The following is a 12,327-nucleotide window of genomic DNA, read 5'->3' as shown; positions in this document are numbered from 1 at the left end:
GGACCGGCTCCGAGGGAGGTCAGCACATGCGCGCGACCGAGGGCGACCAGTTGGTGCAGCACGGCAGGATCGTGGGCCAGCACGACAGGGTGGGCGAGATCGTCGAGGTCCTGGGTGAGAACGGCGCTCCCCCGTACCGGGTCCACTTCCCGGACGGGCACGACGCCGTCATGTCCCCCGGCCCCGACTGCGTCGTACGCCACCCGGACGATTCCGGGGGCAAGTCCGCCGCCCGGCAGTGACTCAGGTCGGCGGCACCGCCGTCGGGTAGTGGTCGGCGACGACCCTGGCCAGCGCTCCATTGGGGTCCGCGACCACGTGCTTCCCCGAGAAGTACACGTGGCCGCGGACCTCCGCGTACCGGCGGGCGAAGGTCAGGTGCCGGGACAGTTCCGCGGGGTCGCGCCAGGCCGCGACGGAGCTGCGGGCGTCGCACAGGTAGAGCGCCTCGCCCACGTACAGGTCCACGCCGGTGCCCGCGACGGTCTTCGCCCACCAGGGCACGACCGTCGCGTAGTCGGCCTGCGGGTGCCCGATGTGCCAGTACGCCTGGGGCGCGATGTAGTCGACCCAGCCCTCCAGCACCCACTTGCGCGTGTCCGCGTAGAGGTCGTCGTACGCCTGGAGCGCCCGCGTGGCCGAGCCGCGCCCGTCGGTGCTCTGGTTGCGCCACACCCCGAAGGGGCTCACGCCGAACCGCACCGTCGGGTGGTCGGCGCGCATCCGCCGCGACATCTCCTCGACGAGGGTGTCGGTGTTGTGGCGGCGCCAGGCGGCGCGCGAGGAGAAGGAGCCGCCGTACTCCGCGTAGGCGTCGTCGTCGTCGAAGTGCTGCCCGGCGACGGGGTACGGGTAGAAGTAGTCGTCCCAGTGCACCGCGTCGACGGGGTAGCGGGAGACGGCGTCCAGCATCGCCTTCTGCACGAAGGCCCGCACCTCCGGCAGCCCCGGGTTGTAGTAGAGCCTGCCGCCGTACGCGACGGTCCAGCCGGGGTTGCGGCGCGCCGGGTGCGAGACCGCGAGCCGGGAGGGGTCGGTGTGCTGGGCCACCCGGTACGGGTTGAACCAGGCGTGCAGCTCCAGCCCGCGCGCGTGCGCCTCGGCGACGGCCGTGCCCAGCGGGTCCCAGCCCGGGTCTCGGCCCTGCACCCCGGTCAGCCACTGCGACCACGGCTCGTACGCCGAGGGCCACAGGGCGTCGGCGGCCGGCCGGACCTGGAGGACCACGGCGTTGAGCCGGCGCGCCACGGCCGTGTCGAGGAGCCTGATCAGCTCGGCGCGCTGCTCCCGGGCGGGCAGACCGCTCCTGGAAGGCCAGTCGACGTTCTGTACGGAGGCGATCCACATCCCGCGGAACTCCGCGGCCCCGGCCCGGCCTCCGGCGCCGGCCCGCGCCGGGAGCACCGCCGGCGGCCCCGCCGGTTCCGCCGCCCGCGCCGCCGTGCCCGCCGCCGCTGCGGGCCCCGCCGCCGTCGCGGCCAGCACGCCCGCGGCCCCCGTCAGCAGCCCCCGCCGTCCGATGTACGCCATGTGAAGACTCCGTTCCGCTCCGTGACATCGCTCTGCGTGGGCACAGCATGCCCGCCCCGGCCCGCCGCCGGAGGCAACGCCGGAGTAACGTCGTGGGGCGTGGCGGGCGCCGGGGTGCAGTTACCACTGCCGAACACGGGGGACCCGCGATGGATGAGCAGCGAAAGGCACGATGTGACGGACCTCTCTACCCTCCCGACCGACATCGCACGGGTCGGCGTGGTGGGCTGTGGCCAGATGGGCGCAGGCATCGCCGAGGTGTGCGCCCGCAGCGGTCTTGAGGTGAAGGTCGCCGAGACCACCGGCGAGGCCCTGGAGATCGGGCGTACCCGGCTGCACAACTCGCTGACCAAGGCCGCCGAACGCGGCAAGATCAGCGAGGAGGAGCGGGACGCCACCCTGGCCCGCCTCAGCTTCACCACCGACCTCGGCGAGTTCGCCGACCGCGACCTCGTCATCGAGGCCGTCGTCGAGAACGAGCAGGTCAAGACGGAGATCTTCCAGGTCCTGGACCAGGTGATCACCCGCCCGGACGCGATCCTCGCCTCCAACACCTCCTCGATCCCGCTGGTCAAGCTGGCCGTCGCGACCTCGCGGCCGGACCAGGTCATCGGCATCCACTTCTTCAACCCGGCGCCCGTCCAGCGGCTCGTCGAGCTGATCCCGGCGCTCACCACGAGCGAGGAGACGGTCAAGCGGTCCGAGGCCCTGGTGCGGGACGTGCTGAACAAGCACGCCGTCCGCGCGCAGGACCGGTCCGGCTTCGTCGTCAACGCGCTCCTCGTGCCGTACCTGCTGTCCGCGATCCGGATGTTCGAGTCGGGCATCGCGAGCCGCGAGGACATCGACAACGGCATGGAGCTGGGCTGCGCCCACCCGATGGGCCCGCTCAAGCTGTCCGACCTGATCGGCCTGGACACCATCGCCTCGATCGCCGATTCGATGTACGCCGAGTACAAGGAGCCGCTGTACGCCGCTCCCCCGCTGCTCCAGCGCATGGTCGACGCGGGCCGTCTGGGCCGCAAGACGGGCTCGGGCTTCTACCCGTACGGCTGAACCTCCTGGGGCGGCCCGGCCGCGGATGGCGCGCCGGGAGGGCCCGGCCGCCCCGGCGGCGGCCGGGCCCTCCCGCGTCCGCCGGCGGCGGCACGGCAGCGGCTGACGCCCCCTCACAGGGGGACGCGCAGTGCCCCGTCGATGCGGTACGCGGTCTCCTCCGCGCCCGCGCACCCGCTGCTCAGCAGCTGCTCCCGGACGGCCCGCAGCCGGTCCCGCAGGCGCAGTGACTCCATCCCCTTGGCCCGCTCCGCCATTTCGGCCGCCGAGGCCACCGCCCGCTCTGCCTCCCCCTGCCGCAGCTGGATCTCGCACAGCATCGCGAGGCGGTGCACCCGCCCCCGTTCGTGCGCCGGGGTCCCCACCGCCTCGGCCGCCTGCTCGTGCGCGCCGGCGAGGTCCCCCAGGCTCAGCAGCGCCTCCGCCACCTGTACGTTGACCAGCCCCGGCTGGACGTAGCCGGTCTCGGCGGGCTCGGCCCCGGGCACGATCCGCCCGGCGGCCGCCTCGGCGCGCCGGATGCAGGCCAGCGCCGCCCGTCCGTCGCCGAGTCGCGCGTACGCCTTGGCCTGCATCGCGTACAGGTCGGCACCCAGCGCCGGGGTGACGTCCCGGCCGGCGGCGCGCAGCGCGGCCTCGGCGAAGGCCACGGCCTGGCGGTAGTCCTTCAGGTGCAGCGACTGGTTGACGAGCAGGGCGATCACGTACGCCCCCAGCCCCCGGTCCCCGCTGGCCTTGGCGAGCCGCAGCGCCTGGTGGAAGTAGCGCTGGGCGAGGCCGTGAGCGTCGGAGTCGTACGCGCAGATCCCCGCGACCGCCACCAGCGAGCCGCCGGCCCGGTGCAGCGGCCGGCCGATCTCGTCGGTGTAACTCCCGCGCAGCATCGGCGCGGTCTCGCTGCCGAGGAAGCGCACGATCCGGGCCCGGGTGGCCATCCCGCCGGCCCGGCGGTACATCAGCTCGTAGTGCGCCCGGGCCGCGCGCAGGATCTCGACGTGCTCGGGGCCGATGCGGTGCGGGCCCTCCCGGGACACGTCGGCGTCCTCGGGCGGGTTCTCCCACTCCCACACCGGAATGACGGCCGGGGTGCCGGTGAGGGCGTGCGCGGTGAGCTGTGCGGGCCGGCCCAGCTCGTCGGAGCGCCACAGCGCGGTGGCACGGTCGACGAATCCGCTGAGCCGAGTGGCGTGCGGGCTCTGCCGGCCGGGGATCCCGAGCCCGATGTCGTCGAGTGCGACGGGACGCTGGAGCCGTCCGCCCAGCACCTCGCAGATCAGGTCGGGCACCTGGCCGCGGGGGCGCTGCCCCTTCAGCCAGCGGGAGACGGCGGTGTGTTCGTAGCGCAGCGCGAGTCCACGGGACCGGCCGGCCTGGTTGACATGCGCGGCGAGTCCGGCGTGGGACATGCCCGCCTCGGCGAGGAGGGCGTCGAGCAGGGCATTGGGCTGCATGGGCCCCTCCAAGGGCTCGTCGCCCTCAGGCTAGTGGCTGAGCGGTGGGCTCGGGGGCGTTCCGCGTTTCCTTCACACGGGGTGTGAAGTGAGTGCGCGCATAAATGCGTTGCGCACCCTGCCGCGCGGGGCCCCGGGGGCGGTTCACTGAAGAGCCTCGCCAAGGAGGCAGCCCGGTCGTCGGCTCCCCCTCGTACAGTGCGACGACCCGGCACCGCGCCGCCCGCCCCTGCTGTCTGCCCGACACTCCATGGCAGGCGCGGGCGGCGCACCACGGCTCCGAGGGGTCCGGTTGGTCGCCGGGCCCGCCGGGGCCTGGCCGGTTCCGTACCGGGTCCGTCCACCGGCCCGGTACGGAACGGCTCCGCCGGTGACACGGGTCCGCCCGGGCCGTTCCACTCCCCCCGGGACGGGCGGACCCGCACCGGTCGGCCGCGGCGCGGCACCCCGGGGGCGGCTTCGACGGTGGGGCCGCCCTCCCGGTGCCGTGCACGGCGCGCACGCCCGCAGCCAGCCGCGCGGGTGTGCCCGTGCGCGGGCGCACCGCTGCGCGGAGCGGTCAGGCCCCGCAGGGTCCGGGGTGCCACCCGAACGGGTGAGGGGCGCGCCCGGTGATCCGGACGCGCCCCTCAGAGCGGTTCAAGCGGCGGCGGCGTCACGCGCCCCGCAGCACCGCCCCGGTCCGCTCGCCGGCCAGGGCGACGGCGGCGTCGCGCGCGGCCGTGGACTCCTCGGCGGTCAGCGTCCGGTCGGGCGCCCGGAAGCGCAGCGCGTACGCGAGGGACTTCTTGCCCTCGCCGACCTGCTCACCGGTGAACACGTCGAACAGCCGCAGGGACTCCAGCAGTTCGCCGGCGCCCTTGCGCAGCGCGTCCTCCACCGCCGAGGCGGGGACGGAGGCGTCCACGATCAGCGCGACGTCCTGGGTCGCCACCGGGAAGGTGGAGATCCGGGGCGCCTGCACGGCGCCGCCGCCGGCCGCCGCGAGACGGTCCAGGTCGAGCTCCATGGCGCTGGTGCGGGCGGGCAGGCCCATGGCCTTGACCACGCGCGGGTGCAGCTCGCCGGCGTGGCCGATGACCTGCTCGACACCGTCGACGGTGACGACCAGCTCGGCGCAGCGGCCCGGGTGCCAGGGGCCGTACTGGCCCTGGCGGACGACCAGCTCCGCACCGGCCTCGACGGCCAGCGCGCGGGCGGCCTGGACGGCGTCCGCCCAGCCCGCCGGACGTCCCTTGCCCCACCAGCCGGCCTGCTCGCGGGCACCGGCCAGCACGACCGCGGCGTACCGCGGCTGCGCGGGCAGGGCCGCGTCGAGGGTGGCGACCTCCTCGTCCGTGGGACGCCGGTCGACGGGCAGCCGTACGGCGACACCCGGCTCGGCGGCGGCACGGAAGACCGAGCCGGTCTCGAAGAGCGCGAGGTCGTGGCTGCCCCGGCTGTCGTTGCGGCGCAGCGCGCCGAGCAGACCCGGCAGCAGCGTGGTGCGCAGCGCCGGCTCCTCGTCGGAGATCGGGTTGACCAGCTTGACGACCTGGCGGCTCGCGTCGTGCGCCGGCAGCTGGAGCTGGTCGAAGACGGCCTCGCCGATGAACGGGTAGCTCAGCGCCTCGACGTAGCCGGCGCCGGCCAGCGCGCGGCCGACCCGGCGGTGCAGCTGCTGGCGCGCGGTCAGGCCGCGTCCGGAGGGGACCTGCGGGAGGGTGGACGGGAGGTTCCCGTAGCCCTCCAGCCGGATGACCTCTTCGGCGAGGTCGTTGGGCTCGGCGAGGTCGGGCCGCCACGAGGGGACGGTGACGACGAGCTCGTCCTGGCCGTAGACGTCGCAGCCGATCTCCTGGAGGCGGCGCACGACGGTCTCGCGGCCGTACTCCATGCCCGCGACCCGGTCCGGGTGGTCCGCGCGCATCGCGATGGTGCGCGGGGCTCCAGGGGCGGTGAGCTCGGTGACGCCGGCCTCGGCGGTGCCGCCGGCGAGCAGCACCAGCAGGTCGACGGTCCGCTGGGCGGCCGCGGCGGCGGCCTGCGGGTCGACGCCCCGCTCGAAGCGCTTGGAGGCCTCGGAGGAGAGCTTCAGGCGGCGGGCGGTGCGCGAGATCGACACGGAGTCGAAGTGCGCGGCCTCGATCACGACGTCGGTGGTGCCGGTGACGGCGCCCGTCTCCGGGTCGGTGACGGAGTCGGCGATCTCGGTGTTGGCACCGCCCATGACACCGGCGAGGCCGATGGGGCCGCTGCCGTCGGTGATCACCAGGTCCTCGGCGTCGAGCGTGCGCTTGACCCCGTCGAGGGTGGTGAGCTTCTCGCCCTGCTCGGCACGGCGGACGCCGATCGCGCCGTCGAGGCGCGAGCGGTCGTAGGCGTGCAGCGGCTGTCCGAGCTCCAGCATCACGTAGTTGGTGATGTCGACGGCCAGCGAGATCGGGCGCATGCCCGCCTTCTGGAGGCGGCGCGTCAGCCAGATCGGGGACCGCGCCTCGGGGTCGAGGCCGGTCACCGTGCGGGCGGTGAAGCGGTCGCAGCCCTGCGGGTCGGAGATCTGCACGGCGTAGCCGTACGAGTTCGGCGCGGGCACGTCGAGCAGCGCCGGGTCGCGCAGCGGCAGGCCGTAGGCGGTGGCGGCCTCGCGGGCCACACCGCGCATGGACATGCAGTAACCGCGGTCCGGGGTGATGTCGATGTCGAGGACCTCGTCGACGAGCTGGAGCAGCTCGATCGCGTCGGTGCCGGGCTCGTACTCCGGCGGCAGCACGATGATGCCGTGCGTGCCGTCGTCGCCCATGCCCAGCTCCTCGCCGGAGCAGATCATGCCGTGCGAGGTCCTGCCGTACGTCTTGCGCGAGGCGATCGCGAAGTCGCCGGGCAGGACGGCGCCGGGCAGGACCACGACGACCTTGTCGCCGACGGAGAAGTTCCGGGCGCCGCAGACGATCTCCTGCGGCTCGCCGGTGCCGTTGGCGGAGCCGACGTCGACCGTGCAGAACCGGATCGGCTTGCGGAAGCCCTCGAGCTCTTCGATGGTCAGCACCTGGCCGACGACGAGGGGGCCCTTGAGGCCGGCGCCGAGCTGCTCGACGGTCTCGACCTCGAGGCCGGCGTCGACCAGCTTGGCGGCCACGTCACGGCCGGTCTCGCCCACGGGGAGGTCGACGTACTCCCGCAGCCAGGAAAGCGGGACGCGCATCAGATCTCACTCCCGAACGGCCGGGTGAAGCGCACGTCACCCTCGACCATGTCTCGCATGTCTTCAACGTTGTGACGGAACATCAGCATCCGCTCGATGCCGAAGCCGAAGGCGAACCCGCTGTACTTCTCCGGGTCCACACCGCAGGCGACGAGCACCTTCGGGTTGACCATGCCGCAGCCGCCGAGCTCGATCCAGCCCTCGCTGGAGCAGGTACGGCAGGGGCGGTCGGGGTTGCCCACCGACTCGCCGCGGCAGACGTAGCACTGCATGTCCATCTCGGCGGACGGCTCGGTGAAGGGGAAGAAGTGCGGGCGCAGCCGGGTGGTGGTCTGCTCCCCGAAGAGCTCCTTGACCATGTGGTCGATGGTGCCCTTGAGGTCGGCCATGGTCAGGCCCTCGTCCACGGCGAGCAGCTCGACCTGGTGGAAGACCGGGGTGTGCGTCGCGTCGAGCTCGTCGGTGCGGTACACGCGGCCCGGGCAGACGACGTAGACGGGCGGCTTGCGCTCCAGCAGCGAACGCGCCTGCACCGGGGAGGTGTGGGTGCGCAGCACGACACCGGACTCGTCGCCCCCGGTGCCCTTGGGGCCCTGGACGAAGAAGGTGTCCTGCATCTGGCGCGCCGGGTGGTCGGGCGTGAAGTTGAGGGCGTCGAAGTTGAACCACTCCGCCTCCACCTCGGGGCCTTCCGCCACCTCGTAGCCCATGCCGACGAAGATGTCCGCGATGCGGTCCATCAGCGTCGTCAGGGGGTGGCGGGCGCCGGCGGGCACGCGGTCGTAGGGCAGCGTGACGTCCACCGCCTCCTCGACCAGCACCCGCTCGTCGCGCTCGGCCTCCAGCTGCACCGTGCGGGCCCCGAAGGCCTTGTTCACGGCGCCGCGGGCCTGTCCGACGCGCTTGCCCGCCTCGGCCTTGGCCTGGGGCGGCAGGGCGCCGATCTCGCGGTTGGCGAGCGCCAGGGGCGAGCGGTCGCCCATGTGCGCGGTCTTCGCCTCGCGGAGCTCGTCGAGGTCGCCGGCGGACGCGAAGGCGGCGAGCGCCTCGTCCCGCATGCGCTCGATCTCTTCCGGTTTCAGTGCCTCGACCTCGACAGGGTCGTACGACTTGTTCGGTGCCGACATCTCTTCCCGTACTTCCGATGGCTGGCTGGTGGGTCCCCGCGCGACCTGGATCGAAACGGCTCGGATCGATCGGCCCAAGGACACAAAGGTGCCAAAGGACGAGTCTAAGGGCCGCCGGGGGTGGAGGAGCCCGTGGGCCGCCTGGCGAGACCGTCCGCAGGGTTACTGCGTGAGGTAGGCCGGCGCGCTCACGGGCAGGATAAATCGGAACTCGGCTCCGCCTCCGGGGCCTCGGCCGACCGTGATGGTGCCGCCGTGGGCCTCCACGATGCCCTTGACGATGTACAGGCCCAGGCCGGTGCCGCCGCGCTTGCTCCCCCGCCAGAAGCGGGTGAAGACGCGGCCCATCGACTCCTCGGGGATCCCGGGGCCTTCGTCGGTCACGGTGACGGCAGTTCCCTTCTCGTGCGGCGCCACGTCGATGGTGACCGTTCCGTCACCGTGGCGCACCGCATTTTCGAGGAGGTTGCCGAGGATCTGGTCGATCTTGTCCGGGTCGGCCCACAGGTCCGGCAGCGGGCTGCTGACCCGTACGAGGAACCGCTCGGGCGCCTGCCCGTTCGCGGTGAGCGCCTGGACGTGGCGGCCCACGGCGGCGGCGATGTCGACGGGCTGGCGGCGCACCTCCAGGCGGCCGGAGTCGATGCGGGAGATGTCGAGGAGCTCGGCGATGAGCCGGGTGACGCGGTTGGCGTCGGCGTCGACGGTCTCCAGCATCAGCCGCTTCTGGTCGTCGGTGAACCGTTCCCACTTGGCGAGCAGGGTCGCGGTGAACCCCTTGACCGAGGTCAGCGGGGAGCGCAGTTCGTGCGCCACCGTCGCGATCAGCTCGGCGTGGCTGCGCTCCGTGCGGCGCCGGGCCTCGGTGCCGCGCAGGGTGACGACGAGGCGGCTGAGCGGGCCGGTGGGGTGGGTGCGTACGTAGCGGGCGGAGACGAGCACCTCGCGCCCGCCGGGCAGCAGCAGGTTCCGCTCGGGCTGGCCGCGCCGGGTGGCGAGCCCCCCGTACGGGTCGGTCATCGCCCACCAGCGGCGGCCTTCGAGGTCCTCCAGCGGCAGCGCGCGCTCGATGCGGGCACCGAGGGCCTGGCCGGCCGCGATGGCGGTGATCCGGGACGCGGCCCGGTTGAAGCAGACGACGTGCCCGGTGTGATCGGCGACGACGAGCCCGTCGGGCAGCTCGTCGGGATCCATCCGGAAGGCGTCGTCCCCCTCCCCGGGAGCTCCGCCGGGCCCCTGGCCGGGGGCACCGGGGGCACGGCTCCCGCGGCCTGCGGGGCCCGCCTGGGGCGGTACGGAGGCCAGGGCGTCCGGGGCGGCCGGCGGAACGGGCGGCGCGCCGCCCGGGGGCCGGGCGGCGTCCCCGAACCGCTCCTCGGCCGCGTCCGCGGCCCCTGGTGAGCTGTTCGTACCGACGGTCATGTCCCCGTACCCCGCATCTCCGGGTAGCTCAGTGGGCCCCCGGGCGGCCACATTACTAGCTGGGGGTCACGGAGCGGCACCCTCCGGGCGCCCGCTGTGCGCGCGCGGACGCGTAGAGGCACACGGCCGCGGCCGTCGCGAGGTTCAGGCTCTCGGCCTTGCCGTGGATCGGGACCCGGACGACGGCGTCCGCGAGGGCCCGGGTCTCCTCGGGCAGGCCCCAGGCCTCGTTGCCGAAGACCCACGCCGAGGGGCCGCCCATGGTGCCCGCGTCCAGTTCGGCGTCGAGGTCGTCCTCCCCGGCCCCGTCGGCCGCGAGGATCCGAACCCCGGCGGCCCGCAGCCCTTCCACGGCCTGCTCCACCGGGACGCCGACGGCCACCGGGAGGTGGAAGAGGGAGCCGACGGAGGCCCGTACGGACTTGGGGTTGTACAGGTCGACGGAGGCGTCGGTCAGCACCACCGCGTCGGCGCCGGCCGCGTCCGCGCAGCGCAGCACGGTGCCGGCGTTCCCGGGGTCGCGGACGTGGGCGAGGACGGCGACCAGCCTGGGCCCGGTCTTGAGGATCTCCTCGAAGGGGGAGTCCAGGAAGTGGCAGACGCCGACCAGGCCCTGCGGGGTCACGGTCTGGGAGACCTCGGCGAGCACCTCGTCGGAGGCGTAGTGCACCCGGGCCCCGGCGAGCAGCGCGGCCTCGACGATGCCGGCGTAGCGCTCGGCGGCCTCGACGGTGGCGAACAGCTCGATCAGGGTCGCGCCCTGGGCCCCGCGGTGCTCGACGGCCTCCCGGACGGCCTGCGGGCCCTCGGCGATGAACCGGCGCTCCTTGGTGCGGAAGTTGCGCCGCGCCAGCCGGCGGGCGGCGGCCACCCGCGGGGATCGGGGGGAGATCAGCTCGGTGGGGTGACCCATGGTGTCTGCGGTTCTCTCTCGGGTTCTGCGTGGCGGGGCGAAAGCACACGGACCCGCAGGCGGGAAGCCTGCGGGTCCGTGGGGTGCCGGTCGCGTGGAGCGGGCCGGCCAGGCGCCTTAGGCAGCGGCCTTGGGCGCGTTCACGTCGGCCGGGAGGGCCTTCTGCGCGACCTCGACCAGCGCGGCGAACGCGTTGGCGTCGTTGACGGCCAGCTCGGCGAGGATCTTGCGGTCCACCTCGATGTTGGCGGCCTTCAGACCCTGGATGAGGCGGTTGTACGTCATGCCGTTCTGGCGGGCAGCGGCGTTGATGCGCTGGATCCACAGCTGACGGAAGTCGCCCTTGCGCTTCTTGCGGTCGTTGAAGTTGTAGACCAGCGAGTGGGTGACCTGCTCCTTGGCCTTGCGGTACAGGCGCGAACGCTGACCGCGGTAGCCGGAGGCCGCCTCGAGGATCGCCCGGCGCTTCTTGTGGGCGTTTACTGCCCGCTTGACGCGTGCCACTTTTTACTCCTTGTAGCGGGGCCGTGGTTGTCTTCACACGGCCCGAAATTCGATGGGGTCCCGGTCCTGACGTCCCGCTCCCTCGGGGGGAGCGGAGGACATCAGATGCCGAGAAGCTTCTTGATCTTCGCGGCGTCGCCGGGAGCCATCTCCGCGTTGCCGGTCAGGCGACGGGTGATGCGGGACGACTTGTGCTCGAGCAGGTGGCGCTTGCCGGCGCGCTCGCGGAGCACCTTGCCGGAGCCGGTGACCTTGAAGCGCTTCTTGGTACCGCTGTGCGTCTTGTTCTTCGGCATGGCGCCGTTATCTCCTCGTCGGTGGCGCCCCCGCCGGTCCGGCGGGACCGGCTCGCGGGAGCGTCATGTTGTTGGGTGATCCGGGACGGGCTGTCCGGGATCAGGCCTCGGCGTTCGCCTCGGCGGAGCCGTCGGCCTCGACCTCGGCCTCGGTGGCGGCCTCCGGGGCCTCCTCCTCGGCCGGAGCGGCCTCGGCGGCGATGCCCTGGCGCTCGGCCTTGCGCGCGGCCTGCGCCTCGCGGGCTTCGGCCATCGCCTCGGTCTTCTTCTTGTGCGGACCGAGAACCATGATCATGTTTCGGCCGTCCTGCTTCGGGTTCGACTCGATGAAGCCGAGGTCCTCGACGTCGGAGGCGAGACGCTGCAGCAGTCGGTAGCCGAGCTCCGGCCGGGACTGCTCGCGACCACGGAACATGATCGTGATCTTGACCTTGTCGCCCTGCTTGAGGAACCGAACGACGTGACCCTTCTTGGTGTCATAGTCGTGCGGGTCGATCTTCGGCCGGAGCTTCATCTCCTTGATGACCGTGTGCGCCTGGTTCTTGCGCGCCTCACGGGCCTTCATGGCCGACTCGTACTTGAACTTGCCGTAGTCCATGAGCTTGCAGACCGGCGGGCGCGCGGAAGCCGCGACCTCGACCAGGTCCAGGTCGTATTCCTGTGCGAGCTCAAGCGCCTTCGCAAGCGGGACGATGCCCACCTGTTCGCCGCTGGGACCGACGAGTCGCACCTCAGGGACTCGAATCCGATCGTTGATGCGGGGCTCGGTGCTGATGGATCCTCCTCGGTAGCACCACACGGTTGCCTGGCAGACAACCGCTGACGTCTTTTGTCGTCAGACCTC

Annotated in this window: 11 protein-coding genes; 2 read left to right on the top strand and 9 right to left on the bottom strand. The window is 73.1% G+C overall.

Features of this window, described 5'->3' with window-relative positions; genetic code table 11:
• Window positions 1-26: 26 nt before the first annotated feature.
• The gene (locus tag ACZ51S_RS23870) at window positions 27-242 is read left to right on the top strand and encodes a DUF1918 domain-containing protein (protein ID WP_468476386.1); all 216 of its coding nucleotides are present in this window, start codon (window positions 27-29) and stop codon (window positions 240-242) included.
• 1 nt (window position 243) lies between these two features.
• Here the strand turns inward: ACZ51S_RS23870 and ACZ51S_RS23865 are convergent, their stop codons facing one another.
• Window positions 244-1,530 carry a glycoside hydrolase family 10-like protein gene (locus ACZ51S_RS23865; protein WP_468476387.1) on the bottom strand — a complete coding sequence of 429 codons (1,287 nt, stop codon included), beginning with the start codon at window positions 1,528-1,530 and terminating at the stop codon, window positions 244-246.
• Window positions 1,531-1,683: 153 nt separating this feature from the next.
• Between ACZ51S_RS23865 and ACZ51S_RS23860 the strand changes: the two genes are divergently transcribed.
• Entirely contained in the window at window positions 1,684-2,586 is a 903-nt protein-coding gene (locus tag ACZ51S_RS23860) for a 3-hydroxybutyryl-CoA dehydrogenase (protein ID WP_388945032.1), read from the top strand.
• Between the two features lie 113 nt (window positions 2,587-2,699).
• On the opposite strand, the gene ACZ51S_RS23855 is transcribed toward ACZ51S_RS23860, so the two are convergent.
• The 8 genes from ACZ51S_RS23855 to infC form a co-directional block, all read right to left on the bottom strand.
• The gene (locus ACZ51S_RS23855) at window positions 2,700-4,037 is read right to left on the bottom strand and encodes a transcriptional regulator (RefSeq protein ID WP_468476388.1); all 1,338 of its coding nucleotides are present in this window, start codon (window positions 4,035-4,037) and stop codon (window positions 2,700-2,702) included.
• A 655-nt stretch (window positions 4,038-4,692) separates the two neighbouring features.
• Window positions 4,693-7,221 (bottom strand): phenylalanine--tRNA ligase subunit beta, encoded by a 2,529-nt coding sequence (gene pheT / locus ACZ51S_RS23850; RefSeq protein WP_468961929.1) that lies wholly within the window; start codon window positions 7,219-7,221, stop codon window positions 4,693-4,695.
• Window positions 7,221-8,348 carry a phenylalanine--tRNA ligase subunit alpha gene (gene pheS, locus ACZ51S_RS23845; RefSeq protein ID WP_468476390.1) on the bottom strand — a complete coding sequence of 376 codons (1,128 nt, stop codon included), beginning with the start codon at window positions 8,346-8,348 and terminating at the stop codon, window positions 7,221-7,223. The genes pheT and pheS overlap by 1 nt, the downstream gene beginning before the upstream one ends.
• A 162-nt stretch (window positions 8,349-8,510) precedes the next feature.
• On the bottom strand, window positions 8,511-9,770 hold the full coding sequence (locus ACZ51S_RS23840; RefSeq protein ID WP_468476391.1) for a sensor histidine kinase: 1,260 nt from the start codon (window positions 9,768-9,770) through the stop codon (window positions 8,511-8,513).
• 55 nt (window positions 9,771-9,825) lie between these two features.
• The gene (locus ACZ51S_RS23835) at window positions 9,826-10,683 is read right to left on the bottom strand and encodes a TrmH family RNA methyltransferase (protein WP_468476392.1); all 858 of its coding nucleotides are present in this window, start codon (window positions 10,681-10,683) and stop codon (window positions 9,826-9,828) included.
• Between the two features lie 117 nt (window positions 10,684-10,800).
• Entirely contained in the window at window positions 10,801-11,187 is a 387-nt protein-coding gene (gene rplT / locus ACZ51S_RS23830; protein ID WP_007263143.1) for a 50S ribosomal protein L20, read from the bottom strand.
• Window positions 11,188-11,288: 101 nt separating this feature from the next.
• Window positions 11,289-11,483, bottom strand: coding sequence for a 50S ribosomal protein L35 (gene rpmI, locus ACZ51S_RS23825; RefSeq protein ID WP_007263144.1), 195 nt, complete (start codon window positions 11,481-11,483; stop codon window positions 11,289-11,291).
• Between the two features lie 100 nt (window positions 11,484-11,583).
• Complete coding sequence (gene infC / locus ACZ51S_RS23820; protein WP_468476393.1) at window positions 11,584-12,282, bottom strand: translation initiation factor IF-3; 699 nt, start codon at window positions 12,280-12,282, stop codon at window positions 11,584-11,586.
• Between the last annotated feature and the right edge of the window lie 45 nt (window positions 12,283-12,327).

The sequence above is a fragment of the Streptomyces sp. NPDC034043 genome (assembly GCF_055575675.1).
Note: the sequence above shows the minus strand (reverse complement) of the source record. Positions and strands in the feature narration are given on the sequence as shown.

Excerpts from the sequence above, each read along its gene's own strand:
- ACZ51S_RS23870 (WP_468476386.1), top strand. The coding sequence starts at position 27 with ATGCGCGCGACCGAGGGCGACCAGTTGGTGCAGCACGGCAGGATCGTG.
- ACZ51S_RS23865 (WP_468476387.1), bottom strand. The coding sequence starts at position 1,530 with ATGGCGTACATCGGACGGCGGGGGCTGCTGACGGGGGCCGCGGGCGTG.
- ACZ51S_RS23860 (WP_388945032.1), top strand. The coding sequence starts at position 1,684 with ATGAGCAGCGAAAGGCACGATGTGACGGACCTCTCTACCCTCCCGACC.
- ACZ51S_RS23855 (WP_468476388.1), bottom strand. The coding sequence starts at position 4,037 with ATGCAGCCCAATGCCCTGCTCGACGCCCTCCTCGCCGAGGCGGGCATG.
- pheT (WP_468961929.1), bottom strand. The coding sequence starts at position 7,221 with ATGCGCGTCCCGCTTTCCTGGCTGCGGGAGTACGTCGACCTCCCCGTG.
- pheS (WP_468476390.1), bottom strand. The coding sequence starts at position 8,348 with ATGTCGGCACCGAACAAGTCGTACGACCCTGTCGAGGTCGAGGCACTG.
- ACZ51S_RS23840 (WP_468476391.1), bottom strand. The coding sequence starts at position 9,770 with ATGACCGTCGGTACGAACAGCTCACCAGGGGCCGCGGACGCGGCCGAG.
- ACZ51S_RS23835 (WP_468476392.1), bottom strand. The coding sequence starts at position 10,683 with ATGGGTCACCCCACCGAGCTGATCTCCCCCCGATCCCCGCGGGTGGCC.
- rpmI (WP_007263144.1), bottom strand. The coding sequence starts at position 11,483 with ATGCCGAAGAACAAGACGCACAGCGGTACCAAGAAGCGCTTCAAGGTC.